At 72.4% G+C, this 21,318-nt stretch carries 18 protein-coding genes and 2 pseudogenes; 8 read left to right on the forward strand and 12 right to left on the reverse strand.

All coding sequences use genetic code 11. The annotated features are described in order from the left end of the window. Positions 1-115: 115 nt before the first annotated feature. Together ACIOHC_RS03345 and ACIOHC_RS03350 are read left to right on the forward strand one after the other, a co-directional pair. Positions 116-1,102: an aldo/keto reductase gene (locus ACIOHC_RS03345; protein ID WP_351079557.1), complete on the forward strand. Its 987-nt coding sequence runs from the start codon at positions 116-118 to the stop codon at positions 1,100-1,102. Then, positions 1,099-1,380 (forward strand): annotated as a pseudogene (locus tag ACIOHC_RS03350) (SDR family NAD(P)-dependent oxidoreductase); the annotation flags it as partial. The gene ACIOHC_RS03345 and the pseudogene ACIOHC_RS03350, both read left to right, overlap by 4 nt. A 67-nt stretch (positions 1,381-1,447) precedes the next feature. Here ACIOHC_RS03350 and ACIOHC_RS03355 read toward each other — a convergent pair. Genes ACIOHC_RS03355 through ACIOHC_RS03375 form a run of 5 tightly spaced genes read right to left on the reverse strand, consistent with a single transcriptional unit; the run spans position 1,448 to position 7,809 of the window. Continuing rightward, complete coding sequence (locus ACIOHC_RS03355) at positions 1,448-2,383, reverse strand: ROK family protein (protein WP_351079560.1); 936 nt, start codon at positions 2,381-2,383, stop codon at positions 1,448-1,450. After that, entirely contained in the window at positions 2,380-4,089 is a 1,710-nt protein-coding gene (locus ACIOHC_RS03360) for a dipeptide ABC transporter ATP-binding protein (RefSeq protein WP_401841156.1), read from the reverse strand. Before ACIOHC_RS03360 ends, ACIOHC_RS03355 begins: the two co-directional genes overlap by 4 nt. Then, positions 4,086-4,985 carry an ABC transporter permease gene (locus ACIOHC_RS03365; RefSeq protein WP_401841158.1) on the reverse strand — a complete coding sequence of 300 codons (900 nt, stop codon included), beginning with the start codon at positions 4,983-4,985 and terminating at the stop codon, positions 4,086-4,088. Before ACIOHC_RS03365 ends, ACIOHC_RS03360 begins: the two co-directional genes overlap by 4 nt. Continuing rightward, positions 4,982-5,941 carry an ABC transporter permease gene (locus ACIOHC_RS03370; RefSeq protein WP_351079568.1) on the reverse strand — a complete coding sequence of 320 codons (960 nt, stop codon included), beginning with the start codon at positions 5,939-5,941 and terminating at the stop codon, positions 4,982-4,984. The genes ACIOHC_RS03365 and ACIOHC_RS03370 overlap by 4 nt, the downstream gene beginning before the upstream one ends. Before the next feature lie 50 nt (positions 5,942-5,991). Next, positions 5,992-7,809, reverse strand: coding sequence for a peptide ABC transporter substrate-binding protein (locus tag ACIOHC_RS03375; protein WP_351079571.1), 1,818 nt, complete (start codon positions 7,807-7,809; stop codon positions 5,992-5,994). Between the two features lie 282 nt (positions 7,810-8,091). On the opposite strand from ACIOHC_RS03375, the gene ACIOHC_RS03380 reads away from it, so the two are divergent. The 6 genes and pseudogenes from ACIOHC_RS03380 (at position 8,092) to ACIOHC_RS03405 (ending at position 14,928) form a co-directional block, all read left to right on the forward strand. Next, positions 8,092-9,312: an ROK family protein gene (locus ACIOHC_RS03380; protein ID WP_351079573.1), complete on the forward strand. Its 1,221-nt coding sequence runs from the start codon at positions 8,092-8,094 to the stop codon at positions 9,310-9,312. A gap of 22 nt (positions 9,313-9,334) precedes the next feature. Continuing rightward, positions 9,335-10,858, forward strand: a complete 1,524-nt coding sequence (locus ACIOHC_RS03385; protein WP_401841161.1) for a M81 family metallopeptidase — start codon at positions 9,335-9,337, stop codon at positions 10,856-10,858. Next, positions 10,855-11,610 carry a copper homeostasis protein CutC gene (locus ACIOHC_RS03390; protein WP_401841164.1) on the forward strand — a complete coding sequence of 252 codons (756 nt, stop codon included), beginning with the start codon at positions 10,855-10,857 and terminating at the stop codon, positions 11,608-11,610. Before ACIOHC_RS03385 ends, ACIOHC_RS03390 begins: the two co-directional genes overlap by 4 nt. A 57-nt stretch (positions 11,611-11,667) precedes the next feature. Then, positions 11,668-11,952: pseudogene (locus ACIOHC_RS03395) on the forward strand (aldo/keto reductase); the annotation flags it as partial. A 126-nt stretch (positions 11,953-12,078) separates the two neighbouring features. After that, on the forward strand, positions 12,079-12,921 hold the full coding sequence (locus ACIOHC_RS03400) for a 3-hydroxybutyrate dehydrogenase (RefSeq protein ID WP_351079727.1): 843 nt from the start codon (positions 12,079-12,081) through the stop codon (positions 12,919-12,921). Positions 12,922-12,951: 30 nt separating this feature from the next. After that, entirely contained in the window at positions 12,952-14,928 is a 1,977-nt protein-coding gene (locus ACIOHC_RS03405) for a GAF domain-containing protein (RefSeq protein ID WP_351079582.1), read from the forward strand. 53 nt (positions 14,929-14,981) lie between these two features. On the opposite strand, the gene ACIOHC_RS03410 is transcribed toward ACIOHC_RS03405, so the two are convergent. From ACIOHC_RS03410 to ACIOHC_RS03440, 7 genes are all read right to left on the reverse strand, one after another. Next, positions 14,982-15,902 (reverse strand): alpha/beta hydrolase, encoded by a 921-nt coding sequence (locus ACIOHC_RS03410; RefSeq protein WP_351079585.1) that lies wholly within the window; start codon positions 15,900-15,902, stop codon positions 14,982-14,984. Then, complete coding sequence (locus ACIOHC_RS03415; protein ID WP_351079588.1) at positions 15,899-17,053, reverse strand: branched-chain amino acid ABC transporter permease; 1,155 nt, start codon at positions 17,051-17,053, stop codon at positions 15,899-15,901. Before ACIOHC_RS03415 ends, ACIOHC_RS03410 begins: the two co-directional genes overlap by 4 nt. After that, entirely contained in the window at positions 17,050-17,937 is an 888-nt protein-coding gene (locus ACIOHC_RS03420; RefSeq protein WP_351079591.1) for a branched-chain amino acid ABC transporter permease, read from the reverse strand. Before ACIOHC_RS03420 ends, ACIOHC_RS03415 begins: the two co-directional genes overlap by 4 nt. Further along, positions 17,937-18,680, reverse strand: a complete 744-nt coding sequence (locus tag ACIOHC_RS03425; RefSeq protein WP_351079594.1) for an ABC transporter ATP-binding protein — start codon at positions 18,678-18,680, stop codon at positions 17,937-17,939. The genes ACIOHC_RS03420 and ACIOHC_RS03425 overlap by 1 nt, the downstream gene beginning before the upstream one ends. Then, a complete protein-coding gene (locus ACIOHC_RS03430; RefSeq protein WP_351079597.1) occupies positions 18,677-19,468 on the reverse strand; it encodes an ABC transporter ATP-binding protein in 792 nt (263 codons plus the stop codon). Before ACIOHC_RS03430 ends, ACIOHC_RS03425 begins: the two co-directional genes overlap by 4 nt. 3 nt (positions 19,469-19,471) lie before the next feature. Further along, positions 19,472-20,719: a substrate-binding domain-containing protein gene (locus tag ACIOHC_RS03435; RefSeq protein ID WP_351079600.1), complete on the reverse strand. Its 1,248-nt coding sequence runs from the start codon at positions 20,717-20,719 to the stop codon at positions 19,472-19,474. 215 nt (positions 20,720-20,934) lie between these two features. Then, positions 20,935-21,285, reverse strand: coding sequence for a DUF4190 domain-containing protein (locus ACIOHC_RS03440; RefSeq protein WP_351079603.1), 351 nt, complete (start codon positions 21,283-21,285; stop codon positions 20,935-20,937). Positions 21,286-21,318: the final 33 nt, after the last annotated feature.

The raw sequence follows: 21,318 nt of genomic DNA on the forward strand, positions 1-21,318 counted from the left end.
CCCGCGCGTGGCTGTGTGCGCCGCTGCTCTTGCGCTCGTTGACATGGAGTGCGCTCCAACACGCAGACTCCCGTCGACGCCCGCACAGGTACGGGCAGTTGGGAAAGGACCCAGCATGCGTTACCGCACCATCGGCACCGACCCCGCCACCCGCCGGGAGGTGAGTGTGCTCAGCCTCGGCGCGATGCTGATGGGCACACGCACCGACGAGGCGACGTCCTTCGCGATCCTCGACCGGTACGCGGAGGCCGGCGGAACCTTCATCGACACGTCCGACAACTACGCGTTCTGGATCAACGGCACCCGGGGCGGGGAGAGCGAGCAGCTGCTCGGCCGCTGGCGCCGCAGCCGCGGTGTCGGGGACGAGATCGTCATCGCCACCAAGCTCGGGGCCCGGCCGAACGTCCCCGCCACCGACTTCTCCCAAGGCATCGAAGGACTCTCGGCCGAGGTGATACGGGAGTCCGCGGAGCGTAGCCGGGAGCATCTCGGTGTGGACAAGCTGGACCTGCTGTACGCACACGTCCAGGACCGGAGCGTGCCGATGGCGGAGACCGTCGAGGCCTTCGCGGAACTGGTCACCGAAGGCACCGTCGGCCTGCTCGGGGTGAGCAACCACTGGGCGTGGCAGGTGGAACGCGCCCGCAGGATCACGGCGGACGCCGGGCTGCCGGGGTACGACGTCCTCCAGTACCACCACACCTATCTGCGCCGGCGCACGGACGCGCCGGGCCTGCGTTCCCCCGATGGTCAGGAGGGCGTGGCGGGCGGGGACCTGCTCAGCTATCTGCGGGCCGAGCCCTCGCTCGTGCCGGTGGCCTACTCCCCGCTGCTGGCCGGGGCCTACGTCCGCACGGACAAGCCGCTGGGTCCGGAGTTCGACCACCCGGGCACCCCCGTCCGGCAGGCGGCGCTGCGGGCGGTGGCCGAGGAGACCGGGGCGACCGTCAACCAGGTGGTCCTGGCCTGGCTCATCGGCGGTGACATCCCGTTCGTCCCGCTGGTCGGGGCCTCCTCGGTCGCGCAGTTGGACGAGAGCCTGGCGGCGGTGGACCTGGAGCTGACCGCGGAGCAGCGGGCGGTGCTGGACGCGGCCCACTGACGGCCCTGGAACGGGCGCCCCGATCGCCCCGGACCCGGCCCGCCGCCGGACCCTCGCCCTCGCCCGCGGACCGGCTCCTCGCCGGGCGCACCGCCCTGGTCACGGGGGCGGCCGGCGGGATCGGGCGGTCCTGCGCACAGGCCCTGGCCGCTGCGGGGGCCCACGTCCATGTGGTGGTCAAGGCCTCCGACGTCGCCGAGGACCTGGCCCGGGCGATCGGCGGGACGGCTCGGGTCCTCGATCGCTCCGTCCCCGGAGCGGTCGACACGCTGCCCGCTCCGATGCCGCGGCGTATCCGGACTCGGCGGCATCGGAGCGTAGGTGCGGGACCCGCGACCGGCCTCCTCAGACTTCGACCCTCGTCGCGAATTCCTGTCGCACCCGTGCCGCGGCGCCGACCGGTACGGCGTCGGCCCCGAGGGCGGCCCTGACCAGCCGGACAGGGTGACCGCTGACCGGCGGGTCGGCGGCCAGCGACGCCAGGATGAGGGGGTTCAGCAGGGGCCAGGCGTGGCTGACCCCGCCACCGACCACCACCGTGGTGATGTCGACGACGCCCGCCGTCATCACGATCGCCTGGGCGATCCCGGCACCGGCGGCCCGGTACACCGCGAGGGCGTCCTGGTCACCGTGGCCGGCGGCCCGTGCGACCTCGCGGGCGGTCAGCCGGTGGCCGGTGCGGTCCGCGTAACGGGCGGCGATGGAGCGGCCGGAGGCCAGGGTCTCCAGATGGCCCCGGCCGCCGCACGAGCAGAGCAGATCACCGAAGCCGGGGATGTGCCCGATCTCGCCGGCCGCGCCGTGCGGCCCGGCGAACAGCGCGCCGCCGGTCCACAGCGCGCCGCCGACCCCGGTGCCCAGCGTCATCCCGAGGACGTCCGACTCGCCGCGCACGGCGCCGCCGCACACCTCCCCGTAGAGGAAGGCGTTGACGTCGTTGTCCAGGAACGCAGGGACGCCCAGCGCCTCCTCGACGGCGTCCGTCACCGCGAAACCGGCCCAGCCGGCGAAGGAGTCGCTGGCCACCAGGATGCGGCCGGTGGCGGAGTCCACCACGCCGGCCGCGCCGACCCCGCAACCGGCGAGCCGGCCGGGGGTGCGCTCCAGCAGCGGGGCCAGCGCGCCCAGGGCCGCGCCGATCATGGCCCGGCCGCCGTCGGCCGCCGGGGTCGCCACCTCCGCGCGGTCCAGCACGGTGAGGTCCTCGGCGCAGACCACCACCTGGGTCGTGGTGCCGCCGATGTCCACTCCGGCGAAGAGCGTACGGTCATCGAAGCTCATGCCTGCGCCTCCGTCCGGCCGGCCGCCAGGGTGGCCAGGCGTTCGGCTCTGCGACCGCGCTGGATCACCGGGTCGGGCACCGGCACGGCGGCCAGCAGCCGGCGGGTGTAGTCGGTCTCCGGGTGCAGCAGGGTTGCCCCGGTGGGGCCCTGCTCCTCGATCCGGCCGGCCCGCATCACCACGACGCGCTGCGCGAAGTGCTGTACGACGGCCAGGTCGTGGGAGACGAAGAGGCAGGCGAAGCCCAGTTCGTGCTGGAGCTCGGAGATCACTTCGAGCACCGCCTCCTGCACGCTCACGTCGAGCGCGCTGGTGGGCTCGTCGGCGACCAGCAGCCGGGGCTCCAGGACCAGGGCGCGGGCCAGACTGACCCGCTGGCGCTGACCGCCGGACAGCTCCCGAGGTGCGCGCCGCGCGAGTTCACGCGGCAGTCGCACCCGGTCGAGAACGTCGGAGACCTTGCTCTGGCGGTCCTTGGCGGAGAGCTCGCGGCGGTGCACCCTGAGCGGCTCGGCGACGCATTCGCCGACCGTCATCCGGGCGTCCAGCGAGGCCACCGGGTCCTGGAGGACCACACCGATACCGGCCCGCAGCGCCCGGCGGGCCCGGGACCGGGTGCGGCCCAGGTCGGTGCCGAACAGCGAGACGGTGCCGGAACTCGGCGGGATCAGACCGAGCGCGACCCGGGACGCGGTCGACTTGCCGGAGCCCGACTCACCCACCAGGCCCAGGGTCTCCCCGGCGTGTACGGCGAGCGAGACCCCGTCCAGGGCGCGCACGGCGCCCTTGCCGCGGCCGAACACCACGGAGATGTCGCGGAGTTCGACCACCGGGTCGGTGTCCGGGCGGGCGGCGGCGGCCGGCGCGGCCGGCCGGCCCTCCTCGGCGACCGACAGCCGGGGCACCGCGGCCAGCAGCCGCTCGGTGTACTCGTGGGACGGGCGCAGCAGTACGTCCTCGACCGGTCCGGTCTCCACGATCTCGCCGTGGTACATCACGGCGACCCGGTCGGCGAAGTCCGCGACCACGCCCATGTTGTGGGTGACCAGCAGGACGCCGGTGCCGGTCTCGACGGCGAGCCGGCGCAGCAGGTCGAGGATCTCGGCCTGCACCGTGACGTCCAGCGCGGTGGTCGGCTCGTCGGCTATCAGCAGGGCCGGTTCGTTGGCGATGGCCATGGCGATGACCACCCGCTGGCGCTGTCCGCCGGAGAGCTGGAAGGGGTAGGCGGTGGCCCGCCTCTCCGGCTCCGGGATGCCGACCTTGCGGAGGAGTTCGACGGCTTCGGCGGCGGCCTCCTTGGCGGACACCTTGCGGTGGTTGCGGATCACCTCGGCGATCTGCCCGCCGATCCGGGTCAGCGGGTCGAGCGCGGTGGCCGGTTCCTGGAACACCATGGAGACGGTCCGGCCGCGCAGCGCCGCCAGGTCGGCCTCACGGGCACCGACCACCTGGTGGCCGGCGACGGTGGCGCTGCCGATGGCACGGGCGTTGCCGGCCAGCAGGCCCATCGCGGCCAGCGCGATGGTGGACTTGCCGGAACCCGACTCGCCGACCAGGGCGAGCGTCTCGCCGGGGCGGACGTGCAGGGAGACACCCCGGACGGCCGGGACCTCGCCGGTCTCGGTGGTGAAGACGACACCGAGGTCGTCGAGTTCGAGAATCGGCCCGGCCTGCGGGGCGGCGGAGCCCTGGGTGGCGGTCATCCGCGTCCCCTCACGTCGAATGCGTCGCGGAGTCCGTCCCCGATCGCGTTGAACGCCCACACCACCAGGATGATGGCCAGGCCCGGCGGCAGGATGAGCCACCAGTAGCCGGAGTAGGCGGCGGTGAGACCGGCCGAGAGCATGCCGCCCCAGTCGGTGGCCGGCGGCTGGACGCCCAGTCCCAGGTAGGAGACGTAGGCGACCAGCAGGATGGCGTCGGCGATCTGGAAGGTGGCCGCGACGATGATGGTCGAGACCGAGTTCGGCAGGATGTGCCGGGTGATCGCCCGGGCGTGCGTCCCGCCGATGGCCCGCAGGGTCAGGACGTAGTCGCGGTTCTTCAGGGAGAGCGTCTCGGCCCTGATCAGCCGGGACGGCACCAGCCAGGAGACGAAGCCCAGGAGGACGATCAGTCCGGTCAGGCCCGGGGTGGTGATGGCGGAAACCACCAGCAGGATGAAGAGCGCCGGGATGGCGATCCCCGCGTCCACGATCCGCATCATGACCGCGTCGACCCAGCCGCCCGCGTAGCCGGCGACGGCGCCCCACAGGGTGCCGATCACGGTGGCCAGGATGCCTGCGGCGAGACCGACGATCAGCGACACCTTGCCGCCGTACATCAGCCGGCCCAGCTCGTCGTGGCCGACCGCGTCGGTGCCGAGCCAGTGCGAGCCGCTGGGGGCGAGGTTGACCTGCTGGAGCATCGTGTGGGTCTGGTCGGTGGAGTACACCAGCGGACCGACGAAGCAGAGCAGGAAGAAGAAGACCACGACGCCGAGCCCGACCACGGCGAGCCGGTTGCGAAGGAAGCGCCGGACGGCGAGCCGGGAGCCGGACGCCGTGGCGGCGGCGGTGGCCGTGGCGGGCGCCCGGCCCGGCTGGATGGCGGCGCTCATGCCCGGCCTGCCTTCACTCGGGGGTCGATGATCCGCTGGACGATGTCGGCGAGCAGCGTGCCGACCACCGTGGCGGCCGCGATGACCAGCACGCAGCCCAGCAGCACCGGGTAGTCGGAGGACTGCGCGGCGGTCCAGAAGAGCAGCCCCATACCGGGGTAGTTGAAGAGCTGCTCGACCACCAGGGCGCCGCCGAACAGCACCGGCACGTAGTAGCCGAGCATGGCGACCACCGGCGTCAGCGAGTTGCGGAACACATGCCGCCACAGGATGGCGCGGGAGCGGGAACCGCCGGCCCGCGCCGTCCTGACGTAGTCCTCGGAGAGGTTCTCCAGGGTGGCCGCCCGCATGTAGCGGCTGAACACCGCGATCATCGAGGCGGCACCGGCGACGACCGGCAGCACCAGCGCCTGCGGTTCGGAGAACACCTGGGCGAGCGTGTCCCCCTGCGGGGCCTGGGACGGGAACCACGGCAGCGCCTGGCTGAACACCATCACCAGGATCAGCCCGAGGAAGTACACGGGCGTGGAGTAGGCGATGAAGCTCAGCGTGGTGATGACGTAGTCGACCGGCTTGTTGCGCCGGACGGCCTGCCACATGCCCAGCGGGATGGCCAGCACGAGGCCGAGAAACGCCGACAGGGCGGTGAGGAGCAGGGTCTTGGCCAGCCGCTCGGTGATGAGCTGGGAGACCGGCTCATTGAGGGTGTACGAGGTTCCGAGGTCGCCGTGCAGCAGCTGGTTCAGGTAGTAGAAGTACTGCACGGGAAGGGGCTTGTCGAGGCCCTGCTCGTGGTTGAAGGACGCGATCTGCTGCGCCGTGGCCTGCGGGCCGAGGATCCCGCGAGCGGGACCCCCGGGCAGGGCGTGCAGCAGACCGAAGACCACGATCGTCACGATGACGATCACCACGACGGCTTGGAGGACTCGCCTGATCAGGTACGAGGAAGTGCTCATGTGTTTTCCGGTCGCTTCGGCTCAGTGGTACGCGGGGTCACCGGCCGGGCTCACTTGGTCGTCCACTTCCACATGGCGGGGTGGAAGTTGGCGAGCGAGTCCTGGGCGAAGCCGCCCAGGCCCTTCTTGACCACGGAGACCTGGTAGTCCGGCTCCGGCAGCCAGATGACCGGGAGGTCCTTGGCCAGGGCCGCGCTGTACTTCTGCACCGCCTCGTCGGAGGAGGAGGTGGTGGTCTGGGTGATCAGCTTGTCCACGGCGGGGTTGGAGTAGCTGCCGAAGTTGGAGCCGCCGCCGGTGGCGAAGAGCGAGTCACCGCTCGGGTAGGCGGGGAAGTACCAGCTGCCCGCGGTGCCGAAGAACGACAGCTGCCACTTGCAGCCGGCCTGGTCGGCCTTGCACTGGCCGGCCTGCGAGAGGACCGAGTTGACCGGGGCGGTCTTGATGGTGAAGTCGATGCCCGTCTTGGCGAACGACGACTGCAGGGCGCTCATCATGTTGTCGGTCACGGTCGAACCGGACTGCGAGAGCACCTGCATGCGGAACTTGGTGCCCTTGTCCACGCCGGCGCCGCACTGGTTGTCGCCGGTGCCCGGCGCGGTGCACACCATGGTGCCGTTCTGCTCGGTCCAGCCGTGGCCGGTCAGCAGCTGCTTGGCCTTGGCGGTGGAGAACGGGTACGGGTTGTTCTTCTGCTCCGACGAGACGAAGGACGAGCTCTGGCCCTGCGGGATCGGGCCGTAGGTGGAGACCGCGGTGCCGTTGAAGACGACCTTGGAGAGGGTGGTCTGGTCCACCGACATCTGGATCGCCTGGCGGGCGTAGAGCTGCTTGAACACCGCGCCCATGGCGGGGTTGTTGAAGTTGTAGGGCATGTACGTGATGGCCCAGCCGGACCACGGCTTCACCGTGTAGCCCTTGGCGGTGAAGGACGACTCCTGGCTGAGGTTGGTGGCGTTGATGTAGCCGTAGTCGACCGTGCCTGCCCGGAGTGCGTTCTCCTCGGCGTCCGTGGTGGTGAACGGCAGCAGGTTCACGGTCTTGATGTTGGCCTTGCCGCCGCCGTCGTACTTGGCGTTGGCCGTCAGCTGGACCTTGCCGGCCGTGGAGAACGACTTGATGGTGTACGGGCCGCTGACCGTCTTCCAGAGCGGGTCGGTGGCGTAACCGGAGATCTTCTTGGCGGCGTTGTTCAGGTACGCCCAGACCTTCTTGGCGTCCGCGGTGGTGCGGTCGAGGTCCGACACCGTGCCCGAGTCGCTGGTCTTGTCCCAGACGTGCTGCGGCATCGGGCGGATCATGCTCAACTCGTTGGCGAGCATCCACTGCTGGTTGTACGCCTGGTCGAAGGTGATGGTGAAGTGCGTGTCGTCGACGACCTTCAGGGAGGTCCAGTTGTCCGGTGCCTTGCCCGGGCTGTAGCTGGCCCAGTCGGCCTTGTTGGCCTTGACCAGGTTGAACCAGAACTCCACGTCGCGGGAGGTGATCTGCTTGCCGTCGCTCCAGTGCCGGTCGCCGAGCGTGATCGTGACGCTCTTGCTGTCCTTGGCGAAGTCGGCGGCGGTGGCGAGCGAGTTGTCCTTGTTCCAGCCGACCTTGCCGGTGGAGCCGTCGTACGCGATCAGCGGCTCCCAGAGGGACTGGGATATGGAGGAGTTGTTGGTGTTCAGGTGCGCGGCGGTGCCGACCGGGAGGATCCAGTTCGGCGTGAAGTTGGCCGGCAGTGCGTAGTTGATGGTGTCCGACGAGCCGGAGGCGGACGACGAGGTGCCGCCCCCGGAACAACCGGTCAGCAGAGCACCCGCGGTGACAGCGGCGCCCGCGACAAGGGCCCAGCGGCGGCTGTTCGCCGTGTGAGCAAGGAACATGACTCTCCTCAGAGTGAAAGGACCCGTATGTCCGGGACCGGCACTGCGTTCACGACAGCTAACGCCGGACACGCCGAAGAAACAAACAAGAATTAGTAAAAAGTAAGTTACTGCACCTTCGACAAAAGCCCTCCAGCCTCAATCGCCTCTCTCCATTGGGAGCATTTGGGTGGATTGAATAGCTTTCAGGCAGGGCCTACTTCCTTCACGAAGCTGTTCCCCCGCGTCGAGCGCGGGCGTATTGTCTTCGCCACACCCACCGTTGCGGAAGTTACTTCGTACATGACTGAAATAAGTGCATGGGACCGCAGGGCCGCAAAAGGCACTCCAGCCCTCGCCGCGCGGGTCCTGGAACTCGTCGCATCGGGCCAGGCCTCGTCACGCGCCGAACTCGCCGGACTGCTGGGGGCCGCCGCCTCCACCATCTCTCTCACCGTGGCCCATCTGGTGGAGCGCGGGCTGATCGCCGAGGAGGGCACCCAGTCCTCCACCGGCGGGCGCCCCCGCAAAGCGCTGAGACTGGGAAGCAACGACGAGTTCGCGGTCGCCGCCGACCTCGGCGGCCGGCACGCCCGGATCGGTGTGGTGCTGCCCGGCGGCGGTCTGACCGATGTCTCGACCGTCCCCTTCGTGATCGCCGACGGCCCCGAGGCGGCTCTGCCCCGGCTCGCCGAGACCCTGGAGGCGCTGGCCGAGCAGCGCGGACGTCGCCGGCTGCGCGGGGTCGGGCTCTCGCTGCCCGGACCGGTGGACATCGCGTCGGGGGCGGTCGTCCTGCCGTCGCGGATGCCGGGCTGGAACCGTTTCCCGGTCACCGCCTGGCTGGAGGAACGCTTCGGCGTCCCGGCCGCCGTGGACAACGACGCCAACTGCATGGCGGTCGGCGAGCACACGGTACGGCCCGCCGAGCACCGGCAGACGATCATGGTGAAGATCGGCTCCGCGATCGGCGCCGGCGTCATCGTCGACGGACGCCTCTACCGGGGCGGCACCGGCGCGGCCGGTGACATCACCCATATCCGGATCGACGCCGGCGCCGACATCCCCTGCTCCTGCGGCAACACCGGCTGCCTGGAAACCGTGGCGTCCGGCGCCGCCCTGGTCCGGATCCTGCGCGAGCGCGGGGCCGACGTCAGCAGCCCCGAGGACGTGGCCCGCCTCGCCGTCGACGCAGACCCGTTGGCCACCCGCGCGGTCCGCAGGGCCGGCGACTACCTCGGTCAAGTGCTCGCCGCCAACGTCAACTTCTTCAATCCGGACGCCGTCTACCTCGGCGGCATCCTCTCCACCCTGGAACCGTTCGTCGCCGCCGTGCGCAGCCAGCTCTACGAGAGCTGCCACCCGCTCGTCACCGAACACCTCACCATCGAGCGGGCCAGCCTCGGCGCCGACGCCGGACTGGTCGGCGCCGGGCAGTTCGCCCTGCAGCGCTCCCTGGCCCGCGCCCTGAGCGAGGTCGGCGCCGCCGACCAATTCCGCGCCCCCGCGCCCCGTCACGTCTGACGCCCCACCCCTACGAGGAGCCATGTCGCAATCCCGCACCGCCGCAGCCCGCCCGGTCATAGCCATCGCCGGACTCGGCATCGAGTCGTCCACCTTCTCCCCCGCCCGCACCCAGGCCGCCGCCTTCCACCCCTCGCGCGGCGCCGAAGTGCTGGACCGCTACCCCTTCCTGGCCCCCGGTGAGGAGCTGCGCGAGGCGGCCGACTGGCACGGCGCCCTGGTCGGCAAGTCGCTGCCGGGCGGCACCGTCACCGCCGCCGCCTGGACCGAGCTGACCGACGAGCTGATCGAACGGCTCGCCGCGCTGCCCCGCCCGGACGGCCTCTGGTACGACATCCACGGCGCGATGACCGTGGAGGGCATCGACGACGCCGAAGCGGTGCTGCTGGAGCGCATCCGCGCCACCGTCGGCCCCGACGTGATCATCTCCACCTCGATGGACCTGCACGGCAACGTCTCCCGCGAACTCGCCCACGGCAGCGACCTGATCACCTGCTACCGGATGGCCCCGCACGAGGACCACATGGAAACCAAGGAGCGGGCCGTCCGCAACCTGGTGGACCTGCTGGCCTCCGGCGCGCCCCGCCCGGTCAAGGCCTGGGTGCCGGTGCCGGTGCTGCTGGCCGGCGAGCAGACCTCCACCCGGATCGAGCCGGCCAGGAGCGTGTACGCGGCTGTTGACGAGGTCGAGGCCATGGACGGCGTGATCGACGCCGCGATATGGGTCGGCTACGCCTGGGCCGACGAACCGCGCAACCGCGCCGTGGTGGTGGTCACCGGCACCGACCGGGGCGCCGTCTCGGCCGGTGCCGAGCGCCTGGCCCAGGGCTTCTGGAACGCCCGCGACGACTTCGACTTCGTCGCCCCGACCGGCACCTTCGACGGCATCCTGGACGAGGCCCTGGACTCCGACCAGCGCCCGTACTTCATCAGCGACACCGGGGACAACCCGACCGCCGGGGGCGCCGGCGACATGACCTGGGGCCTGACCCGGCTGCTGGCCCGCCCGGAGTTCCAGAAGGACGACGGTCCGACCGTCATCTACGCCTCGGTGCCGGGTCCGGCCGCGGTCGAGACCGCCGTCGCCGCGGGTGTCGGCGCCCCCGTCACGGTCACCGCCGGCGCCGAGGTGGACGACCGGCACGCGGGCCCGGTCACCCTGACGGGCACGGTGCACGCCATCCGGCACGGCGACCGCGACGCCCGCACCGAGGTCGTGATCCGGGTGGGCAGCGTGTACGCGATCCTCACCGAGCTTCGCAAGCCCTACCACCACGAGCACGACTTCACCGACCTCGACCTCGACCCGCGCGGCGCCGACATCGTGATCGTGAAGATCGGCTACCTGGAGCCCGAACTCTTCGACATGTCGGTCGGCTGGAAGATGGCGCTCACCCCCGGCGGTGTGGACCAGGACCTGGTACGCCTGGGCCACCACCGCATCCGCCGCCCGATGTTCCCCTTCGACCGCGAGATGGCCGACCCGGATCTGTCGGCCCGCATCATCTCCGCCTCCGACCAGCCGCTGACCGGGGACGACGAGTGACCGCGCGCCCCGCCCTGGAGATCGCCGTCACCTCACCGGCCGGCGCCCGGACCGCCCGGGAGCACGGCGCCGACCGGGTCGAACTCTGCACCGCCCTGGAGCTGGGCGGCCTGACCCCGTCGGCAGCCCTGGTGGAGGCGGTCGCCGCGGAAGGGCTGCCGGTGCAGGTGCTGGTCAGGTGCCGGCCCGGCGACTTCGTCCATGACGCGGAGGAGATCGCGCTCATGGCCGCCGAGGTGCGGTCCGTCATCGCCTCCGGTGCCTCCGGCGTGGTGATCGGCGCGCTGACCGCCGACGGCACCCTGGACACCGTGGCGGTCGCCCGGCTCGCCGAAGCGGCCCGCGCCCCGGGCCGCCCCGTGGACATCACCCTGCACCGCGCCATCGACCAGGCCGCCGACCCGGTGGCCACCGCCGCACTGCTGCCTTCACTCGGTCTCACCCGGGTCCTCACCTCGGGCGGCGCTCCCGCCGCGGCCGACGGGCTGGCGGCGATCGCCGCGATGGCCGCCGCCGCACCCGGGGTGCAGGTGATGGCCGGCGGCGGCGTGCGCCCCGCCGACATCCCGGCCCTGACCTCAGTCGGCGTCGCCGCTGTCCACCTCTCCGCCAAGGCGAGGGCGCTGCCCCGGCGCGGCGGCAAGTGGATACCGCTCGGCGCCGGGGGCGCGTCGGCCGAGCAGGACACCCACTTCGTCACCGACCCCGAAGTGGTGGCCGAGGCACGACGGGCGGTGGAGGCGGCGGGCTGACCTCGGACCGGGGCACGAGCCGGCGGTACGCGGCGGACCCGCCCCGCCCCGTCCACGGTGCCGGGTCGCAGCCGGGCGCCGCCCTCGACGACCACGCCGTCCTCGGTCTCCGCGGACAAGCCGCTGGGTCCGGAGTTCGACCACCCGGGCACCCCCGTCCGGCAGGCGGCGCTGCGGGCGGTGGCCGAGGAGACCGGGGCGACCGTCAACCAGGTGGTCCTGGCCTGGCTCATCGGTGGCGACAGCCCGTTCGTCCCCCTGGTCGGGGCCTCCTCGGTCGAGCAGCTGGACGAGAGCCCGGCCGCGGTGGACCCGGAGCTGACCGCGGAGCAGCGGGCGGTGCTGGACGCGGCCCACCGACGGCCACCGGCCGGACCCGCACCATGTACGCCGCCACCATGCCGGAGTGCGTCGGTGTGTGCACCGACCCCGTGTGACGTGGGCTTCGGTCTCCTTACGGTGACGACCATGGAGACTCCTCAGAGCCCGGACCACGGGCCAGGCGCGCACACCGCCCCGCTCACCGTCCCCTCGCCCGCCGCCGGCTCCTCGCCGGCATCCGCAGACCGGCCCCTCGCCGGGCGCACCGCCCTGGTGACCGGTGGTGCGAGCGGTATCGGGCGGGCCTGCGCACAGGCCCTGGCCGCGGCGGGCGCCCATGTCCATGTGGTGGACAAGGCCGCCCGAGCCGCCGGGGACCTGGCCGAGACGCTCGGCGGGACGGCGTGGGTGGTCGATCTGTCGGTGCCCGAGGCGGTGGACACGCTGCCCGCGGACGCGGACATCGTGGTCAACAACGCCGGGCTCCAGCACGTCGCCCCCGTGCACGAATTCCCGCCGGACCGCTTCGCGCTGATCCAGCGCGTCATGGTGGAAGCCCCGTTCCGCATCTTGCGCCGGACCCTGCCGGGGATGTACCAACGCGGCTGGGGGCGCGTGGTCAACATCTCGTCCGTGCACGGCCTGCGGGCCAGCCCCTACAAATCGGCCTATGTGACGGCCAAGCACGCACTGGAGGGACTCAGCAAGGTGGTCGCGCTCGAAGCGGCGGAACACGGGGTGACGAGCAACTGCGTCAACCCCGGGTACGTACGCACCCCCCTGGTCGAGAACCAGATCGCGGACCAGGCCCGTACGCACGGCATCTCCGAGGCGGAGGTGGTGGGCCGGATCATGCTGGAACGCAGCGCGATCAAGCGGCTCATCGAACCCGACGAGGTCGCCGAGGCCGTGCTGTGGCTCTGCGGACCGCGCACCGGGCACATCACCGGCACCTCCCTCTCCATGGACGGCGGCTGGACCGCCAACTGACCTCCCGCCCCCTACGAACGCTGGCCGCCCATGTCTGAACCGTCCGCCTCCGCCGCTCCCCATCTGCGGCGCCTGTTCGAACTGCTGGCCGACGACGCCCCCGCCGAGGCACTGGGCGCCGTCTCCTCGCAGGCGCGGGCCGCCGGCGTGCCCGCGGGCGATCTGGCGGAGGTGGAGCGGGCCACCGCCACCGCCCTGCGCATCAGGGGCGCCCTGCGGCAGCACCGGCGCCGCGAGCTCCAGCTCACCGCGCTCTTCGACACCGCGGGTGATCTCGCCGCCTCCCGCGACCTGGACGAGGTGCTGAAGGCCATCGTCCGCCGGGCCAGGATGCTGCTCGGCACGGACACGGCGTATCTCACGCTCCCCGACGAGGAGGCGGGGGACACCTATATGCGGGTCACCGACGGGTCGGTGTCGGTGCTCTTCCAGCGGCTGCGGCTGGAACTCGGCGATGGGCTCGGCGGTCTGGTGGCACAGACCGCGAGCCCGTACGCGACCCACGACTACCGCACCGACGACCGCTTCCACCACACCCGCAACATCAACGCCGGGGTGCTGGACGAGGGGCTCGTCGCCATCCTGGGCGTGCCCCTGCTCCTGGGCTCCAGCCGCGGCGGTACGGGAAAGGTCATCGGCGTCCTCTTCGCGGCCGACCGCGCGCCCCGCGTCTTCAGCCCGGACGAGGTCGCCCTGCTGTGCTCCCTCGCCGCGCACGCCGCCATCGCCATCGACACCGCCCGCGCTCTCGCCGACACCCGGTCCGCCCTGGACGAACTGGCCGAAGCGAACGCCGAGCTGGCCGAGGCGAACGCGGCCGTCCGGGCGCACTCGGCGGCCATGCGGCGGGCCGAGGAGTCCCACGACCGGCTGACCGACCTGGTCCTGCGCGGCCGTGACGTCAAGGACGTCGCCGAGGCGGTCGCGGGACTGCTGGACTCCCCGCTCACCATTCACGACCCGGGCGGCCGGCTCCTGGCGGCGGTCCGGCCCGACGGCGCGGACTTCGCCGCCGACAGCACGGACGCCGGATGGCTGGCCGAGACCGCCGAGGCGTCCCGTACCGGAGCCCGTGCCGTGCACCGCGACGGCCGGTGGATCTGTGCCGTCCTCGCCGGACAGGAACTCCTGGCCGGTCTCGTCCTGCACCGGCGCGAACAGCTCGACGACTCCGACCGGCGGCTGTTCGAACGGGCCTCGGTGGTCACCGGACTCCTTCTGCTGCTGCGCCGCACGGTCGCCGAGACCGAGAACCGGGTCCGCGGCGAGCTGATCACCGACCTGCTGACCGACGCGGACCGCGACCCGGCCGGACTCGCCGAACGCGGTCGGCGCCTCGGCATCGACCTCGACCGTCCGCATCTGCTGCTGGTGGCCGAGGGCGGAACCCGGGAGCGGCTGGCCCCTGCCGCGACGCGCTATCTGTTCGGCGGGGACATCCGCGGGGTGAGCGCCGAACACGGCGGGCACGTGGTGCTGTTGATAGCGAGCGACGACCCCGCCCCGGCCGCCGGTGACGCGGCGCGCTCGGCCGCCGCCCAGCTCGGGCAGTTGATCCAGGCCCCCGTCACCGTCGCCGCCACCGGACCGGCGCGGGGCGCGCGCGAGCTGGCCTCCGCATACGGGGAGGCCGCCCGTTGCCTGCGCGCCATGCGGGTCCTGGGGCGTACCGGGGAAGGCGCGTGCGTCGACGAACTCGGCTTCCTGGGCGTGGTGCTGGGCAACGCCCAGGACGTCGACGGATTCGTCCGGGCGACGCTGGGGCCGCTGCTGGAGTACGACGCGCAGCGCGGCACCCAGCTCGTGCGGACCCTCGGCGCCTACTTCGGTTCCGGGGGCAGTCTCATCCGCGCCAAGGACGAACTCCACGTGCACGTCAATACGGTGGTGCAGCGCCTGGACCGGGTGCAGGTGCTGCTGGGACGGGACTGGAACGAGCCGGGGCGGGCCCTGGAGATCCAACTCGCGCTGCGCCTCCACCGGTTGGCGGGCGGCCGGGATCGGTAGCGGCCGCCCGGCCGCTCGGGGCGGGGCCTGCGCGAGTGGGCTCGCGGGGGTGCTCAGGCCCTGGGCGGGGCGGTGGCGTCGGACGCGCTCGGGGTCCCGGTCAGGGCCAGCAGGCGGCGGGCGATCTCCTCCGCGCCCGTGTCGCCCGTCAGCAGCGTGTAGTGGTTGACGTCCCGCACCGGCACCGGCGTCACCTCCGTGTCGCCGAGTCCGGCCGCCGCGAGGCGGGTCTCGTCGTACAGGCCCTGCTCCTCGTCCATCAGCCCCCGCTGCGCCCACAGCAGCGTCGCCGGGGCGGGCAGCTTCCGGACCGCCGTCAGCACCTCCTCGTCGAAGAGGCCGATGCCGTCGGTGCGTACCGCCTCGATCCGGCAGGTCGAGCGCATGGCGGGTTCGTCCCCGGTCAGGTCCCGCTGGATGTACGCGTCCACCTCGGCCGACCAGGCGGCCGCGAACGCGGGGTGCGCCTGCCAGAACGAGCGGTACGCGGCCCGGTCGGGGAAGGTCATCGACAGGCGGTCCATGGCCGGGCCGATCACGGCGGTCATCAGTTCGTCCGGGGAGAGGTGCGTGGGGGCGGGGAAGCCGATGCCGCCGTCGACCAGCAGCAGCGGCCCGAACCGCTCCGGATGCCGTACGGCGGCCAGCGCCGCCACGAACGCGCCCATCGAATGGCCCGCCAGCACCACCCGGTCCAGCCCCAGCGCCTCGGCCAGCGCGGCGGCGTCATCGGTGTGCGCGGCGATCCCGTACGGCCCCGGCAGGGCCGAACTCCCGGCCCGGCCGCGCAGATCCGGGGCGATCAGGGTGAGGCGGCCCTCCAGCCGTCTCGCCACCGCGGCCCAGGACAGCGCGTTGGCCGTGATGCCGTGCAGGGCGACGACGGCCGGCGCGCCCGGATCGGTGGCGGGCCACCGCAGTACCGCCAGCTCGCCCCCGGTCACGGGGACCTGAATCTCTTCGTACGGAATCACGGGCGTCCGTTCTCCTTCCGGGCCTGCACGGCCGGGAGCGTTTCGGTGGCGGTGGGCCCGCGGCGTACCGCGGCCAGTCGGGAGGGCAGCCGGGCGAGGCCGCCGGGCAGCAGGTGTACCACGGCCACGAACAGCACACCCAGCAGGAACAGCGGCTGGGAGAGCGGCACCCGCAGCACCGCGGGCAGGTCGGCGACCGCGCCCGACCCGGCCAGGTCGCCGAGCCGGTGATCGGCCCAGGTGTAGAGGATGCCGCCGACCATCGGGCCCCAGCGGGTGCCCGATCCGCCCAGCACCACCATCACCAGCAGGGACAGCGTGAAGTCGGAGGTGGTCGTCTGCGGGGTCGAGCCGCCGGTGAGCAGCAGATGCACGAGTCCGCCCAGCGCGGCCAGCGCACCCGCCAGGACGAAGGCCGTCAGCTTGAATCCGTACGGCTTCAGCCCCAGCACCTCCACCCGGCGTTCGTTCTCCCTGATGCCCTCCCAGACGCGGCCGGTGGGGGAGCGGACCGCCCAGTGGACGACGGCGAGGGTGAGGACGAGGTAGGCGAGCGCCACCCAGTAGAGGTTCGCGGTGTGCTCGATGCCGACGAGCCCGGACGGCAGCAGATCGGCGGGGGCGGCCCGTCCCTCCTCGCCGCCGGTGAGGCCGCCGGGGTTGCGCGAGACCAGGATCGAGCCCGCCTGGGCGAAGGCCAGCGTCACCATGGAGAAGCCGATGCCGGTGACCCGCAGGCTCACCGATCCCAGCACCAGCGCGAGCACGATCCCGGAGCAGAGGCCCAGCAGCGCGGAGACAGCGAACGGAAGGCCCGCCTCCAGTAGGAACATGTTGGTGGCGTAACTGCCCACGGCGAAGTAGAGCGCATGCCCGAAGGAGAGCAGCCCGGTGCGGCCGAGAAGCAGGTCGTATCCGGTCGCCAGGGCGCCGAACAGCAGGCAGGTGGCCAGGAGTTGCAGACTTCCCGGGCTGCCGAGGGGTCCGTCCAGGAGGCCGGGCAGCGGCAGCGCGCTGTATGGCGCGACGGCGAGGACCGGCAGGGCTGCGGCGGGCCACCAGCGGCGCAGCAGCCGGGCGGTGTTCCCGGGCGCCGGCGCGACCGTGTGCCGGTCGCCGGTGCGGTCGTGTGTCTCGGTGGCGGTGCTCACGCGAGCCTCCCGGTCAGTCCGCGCGGACGCAGAAGCAGCAGCGCGGCGAGCAGGACGACGACGGCCAGGTCGCCGAGACCCGCTGCGGTGTAGTAGTTGGCGAACTGCTGGACCAGGCCGATGACGACGGACGCCACGGCGGCGCCGGTCACCGAGCCCATGCCTCCGGTGACCACGACGACGAACGCGAAGATCAGCAGCGAGGTGCCCTGTCGGGGGTCGACCGAACCGAAGTACAGTCCGCCCAGCGCCCCGCCGAGCGCGGCGGCGCAGCCACCGATCGCGAAGACGAGTGTGAACGCCCGCCGCACGTCGATGCCGAGGGCGGTGACCATCGCCCGGTCCTCGACCCCGGCCCGCACCACCAGACCGTGCCGGGTACGGCCGAGGAAGAGCCGCAGCGCCACGAGGACGACGACCGCCGCCGCGACCAGTACCAGCCGGTTGACCGGGACCTGCGCGCCGAGCAGGCCGAAGGTGCCGGACAGCGCCCTCGGCCCGGGGAAGGTCCGGGCGTCCGAGCCCCAGATCCCCGACAGCAGCGCGGGGACGGCGAGCCCCACCCCGACCGTGGCGAGCACCTGCTCGCGCGGCCGGGTGTAGAGCGGGCGGACGACGGCGAGTTCCAGCAGCACGGCGGCGGCGGTGCCCACCGCCGTACCGAACAGGACCGCGAGGACGAAACCCGCTCCGCCCGGCCCGGCGCCCGGCAGATGACCGGACGCCGCCCACCAGGTGCCGTACGCGCCGATGGAGAGCAGCGCCCCGTGCGCGAAGTTGAGCACGTCCATCAGGCCGAAGATCAGTGAGAGTCCCGACGCGATCAGGAAGTAGAGCGCCCCCAGACCGAGCCCGGTCATGGTGAGCAGGACGACGGTGGACATCAGGAATCCGCCTCCACGGTGTGTGCGGTGAGCGGGCCGTGGCCCACGCCGAGCAGCCTGCGAGCCGCCTCCGCGTCGCCCAGCAGCTCGGTGGCCGGCCCCTGATGGGCCGTCCGGCCGTCGGCGAGCACCGCACAGTGCTCGGCCAGGCGTCGCACGACGGCCAGGTTCTGCTCCACGAGCAGTACCGGCACCGCCTCGGCGGCCCGCTCCAGCACCTGGGCGACCTCGGTGACCACCTTGGGCGCCAGGCCCTTGGTGGGTTCATCGGCGATGATCAGCCGGTTTCCGTTCAGGAGTGTCCGCCCGATGGCCACCATCTGCTGCTGGCCGCCGGACAGCGTCCCGGCCAACTGCCGCTCCCGTGACTTCAGTTCGGGAAAGAGTTCATGGACGAGCGGGTAGGCGGGCTCGTCCGCGCCGCGCCGCTCGGCCAGGCGCAGGTTCTCCGCCACGGTCAGCCCGGCGAAGACACCCCGGTCCTCGGGGGCGTAGCCGATGCCCAGCCGCACCATGGTGTGGGTGGGCATCGACACGGTCTCCTCGCCGTCCAGCAGCACGCTGCCGGTGCGCGGGACGAGGCCGAGGACGCCGCGCACGGTCGTCGTCTTGCCCGCGCCGTTGCGGCCGAGGAGCGCGGTCACCCCGTGCCGGGCGACGTCCAGGTCCACTCCGTGCAGGATGTGCCGGCCGCCGATCAGGACCCGCAGGTCCCGTACGGCGAGCAGGGTCCCCGTGGTCACAACCCCTCCCCGAGGTAGGCCTGTTGCACGGTCGGGTCGGTGGTCACGGCGTCGGGGGTGTCCAGCGCCAGCAGCCGTCCGTGGTGCATCACGGCGAGCCGGTCGGCCAGACCCAGCAGCACGTCCATGTGGTGCTCGACCATCAGGACGGTGCGGCCCTCGTCCCGGTGCAGGGTGCGGATGAGTTCGGTCAGGGCGGGGACCTCCTCGGCGCTGACCCCGGCCATCGGCTCGTCCAGCAGCATCAGCCGCGGCTCGCCCACCAGCAGCACCGCCAGCTCCAGCTTCCGCTTCTCGCCGTGCGACAACTCGGACGCCGGCACCTCGGCCCGGTGGCCGAGGCCGGTGCGTTCCAGTACGCCGGCCACCTCGGCCGTGTACGGGCGGGCGCGCCGCCACAGCCGGTACGAACCGCCCCCGGCGGCCTGCGCGGCGAGCCGGACGTGGTCGGCCACGGTCATCCCCGGCCAGAGGCTGGACGTCTGGAACGTGCGGCCGATGCCGCGCCTCGCCCGCGCGTGCGCGGGGCGGTCCGTCATGTCCCTGCCGTCCAGCTCGATCGTGCCCGACGTGGCCATGGTCAGCCCGCTGATCAGGTTGAACAGTGAGGTCTTGCCCGCCCCGTTGGGGCCGATGAAGGCGAGGAACTCGCCCTCGTGGACGCCGAGGGTGACGTCCTCGACGATCGTCGCCCCGCCGACGCCCCAGCCGAGGCCGGTCAGCCGGAGCACCGGGGCGGTGGTCCGCGCCCCGGCCGCTTGCTCTGCGGTGGTGTCCGGTGCGGCCATCGGTCAGCCCGCCGAGGGCTTCACGGGCGGCGCCACCTTGTCCATCGGCTCGGTGCCCACCAGCTCCGGCCGGGCACCGGCCCCCTTCCCCCGGAGCTTCGCGACGAACATCGGTTGCACCAGTGCGTGGTCCTCCGCACGGATCTGCTCCTCGCCCTTCACTCCGTCGAAGCTCCAGCCCTCCAGGGCCTTGACCATGGCGGCGGAGTCGGTGGCGCCGCCCTCCTGCACGGCGCGCACGACCATCTGTGCCGCGGTGAAGCCGTCGGGGGTGAACAGGTCCGGGGTGCCGCCCGCCTCGGTGACCGAGTCGAGCATGGACTTCTCCACGGCGTTGCCGCCGCCCGCGCCGGGGAAGTAGTGCGCCAGGAACGACACCTTGGAACCGGCGTTCCCGAAGACCGGGTACGAGGCCGTTCCGGCGAGGCCGGTGACGACCTTGCTCGCGCTCAGCACGCCCTGCTGGTCCAGCGCGGTCCACAGCGCCGGCGCGGTGGACCCGGCCCAGGCGACGAAGACCAGATCGGGTCTGCCCGCCTTGACCTGCCGGGCGAAGGGGGTCAGGTCCGTGGCACTGGGCGGAGCCAGCACGGAGCCCACCTTCGCGCCCTCGGCCCCGAGGACGGCCTTCACGGCGGCGACGTTGGCCTGGCCGAAGGTGGAGTCCTGGGCCAGCACCGTGACCTTCTTGCCCTTGGCCTCGCCGAGCATCGCCCCGGCGGTGAGGATGTCCTGGTAGGACTGCCGGCCCGAGCGGAAGGTGTAGTCGTTGATCCCGGTGACGGCGTCGGTGGCGGCCGGGCCGCTGATGTACAGCACCTTGTTCTGGGCGGCGAGCGGCGCCATCTGGAGGGCCACCCCGGAATCGGTGGTGCCGGCCAGCACCTTGTAGCCCTTGCCGATGAGGTTCTTGGCCGCGGCGACCGCCTTGCCCGGGTCGCCCGCGTCGTCCTGCTCGGTGACCTCGATACGGTGCCCGGCGACCTTGCCGGTGCCCTTCGTCGCGTGGTCCAGGCCCGCCATGAACCCGTCGCGGTACTGCTTCCCGTAGTCCGCGAGCAGCCCCGTACGGGAGTAGACCAGGCCCACCTTGACGGTCTGGTTCTTCGCGTCCTTCCCGGACGCGGAATCGGCCTCGCCCGCCTTCCCGGCGGCGGTGCACCCGGCCAGCAGAAGAGCGGCCGAGGCCAGTGCGACGGCGACGGAGAGGGATCTGTGACGACGGACGGTGCCTGTGGCTCTGCGACGCATGATGACCGGCTCCTCGGCGTGTTCATGTGATGTCGCCGAACCGTATGAACACCCTGCCGTCGTCGACATGGTGCAGGGCACCCCACCTGACGTGGTGCGCATGTGGGGGCCGCACATGGGGCGGGGCCGTGGGCCGCGCCCCCGGGACGGGATCCGGTCCTGGGGCGCGGCGCGGCGCGGGAAGTGTGAGCGTCAGTCCCGCGGGCGGTGGCCCGTCACGCGGCGCCGATCGCCTGGAGCGTGGCGACGGTGAAGCCGACTGCGGCGAACGCGATGCCGATGATGCCCATCACCATTCCGGCGGTCGCCATGCCACGGCCGCCGCCCTCGCCCCGGTCGGCGCTGCGCCGGGCCGAGACGCCGAGGCACAGCGCGATGATCGGCAGGATGATCGGGATCAGCACCAGCCCGAGGATGCCGAGCACCATCGAGGCCGTCGCCTTGCCGCTGGGCAGCGAGGCACCACCGGGGTAGCCGTAGCCGGGCGGGGGCTGGACGCCGTAACCCGGCCCTCCCGGGGCCTGTGCCCCCGCTGGGACGCCCGTGCTGCCTGACTGTTCAGTCATGTCTTCCTCTCCATCGATGCTGGTCATGACCAT

This window comes from Streptomyces sp. NPDC088252, from assembly GCF_044740965.1.
Classification (GTDB): Bacteria; Actinomycetota; Actinomycetes; order Streptomycetales; family Streptomycetaceae; genus Streptomyces.

Bases quoted from the DNA above. Each gene is read 5' to 3' on its own strand.
- ACIOHC_RS03345 (WP_351079557.1), top strand. From the start codon at position 116: ATGCGTTACCGCACCATCGGCACCGACCCCGCCACCCGCCGGGAGGTG.
- ACIOHC_RS03355 (WP_351079560.1), bottom strand. From the start codon at position 2,383: ATGAGCTTCGATGACCGTACGCTCTTCGCCGGAGTGGACATCGGCGGC.
- ACIOHC_RS03360 (WP_401841156.1), bottom strand. From the start codon at position 4,089: ATGACCGCCACCCAGGGCTCCGCCGCCCCGCAGGCCGGGCCGATTCTC.
- ACIOHC_RS03365 (WP_401841158.1), bottom strand. From the start codon at position 4,985: ATGAGCGCCGCCATCCAGCCGGGCCGGGCGCCCGCCACGGCCACCGCC.
- ACIOHC_RS03370 (WP_351079568.1), bottom strand. From the start codon at position 5,941: ATGAGCACTTCCTCGTACCTGATCAGGCGAGTCCTCCAAGCCGTCGTG.
- ACIOHC_RS03375 (WP_351079571.1), bottom strand. From the start codon at position 7,809: ATGTTCCTTGCTCACACGGCGAACAGCCGCCGCTGGGCCCTTGTCGCG.
- ACIOHC_RS03380 (WP_351079573.1), top strand. From the start codon at position 8,092: ATGACTGAAATAAGTGCATGGGACCGCAGGGCCGCAAAAGGCACTCCA.
- ACIOHC_RS03385 (WP_401841161.1), top strand. From the start codon at position 9,335: ATGTCGCAATCCCGCACCGCCGCAGCCCGCCCGGTCATAGCCATCGCC.
- ACIOHC_RS03400 (WP_351079727.1), top strand. From the start codon at position 12,079: ATGGAGACTCCTCAGAGCCCGGACCACGGGCCAGGCGCGCACACCGCC.
- ACIOHC_RS03405 (WP_351079582.1), top strand. From the start codon at position 12,952: ATGTCTGAACCGTCCGCCTCCGCCGCTCCCCATCTGCGGCGCCTGTTC.
- ACIOHC_RS03420 (WP_351079591.1), bottom strand. From the start codon at position 17,937: ATGTCCACCGTCGTCCTGCTCACCATGACCGGGCTCGGTCTGGGGGCG.
- ACIOHC_RS03430 (WP_351079597.1), bottom strand. From the start codon at position 19,468: ATGGCCGCACCGGACACCACCGCAGAGCAAGCGGCCGGGGCGCGGACC.
- ACIOHC_RS03435 (WP_351079600.1), bottom strand. From the start codon at position 20,719: ATGCGTCGCAGAGCCACAGGCACCGTCCGTCGTCACAGATCCCTCTCC.
- ACIOHC_RS03440 (WP_351079603.1), bottom strand. From the start codon at position 21,285: ATGACTGAACAGTCAGGCAGCACGGGCGTCCCAGCGGGGGCACAGGCC.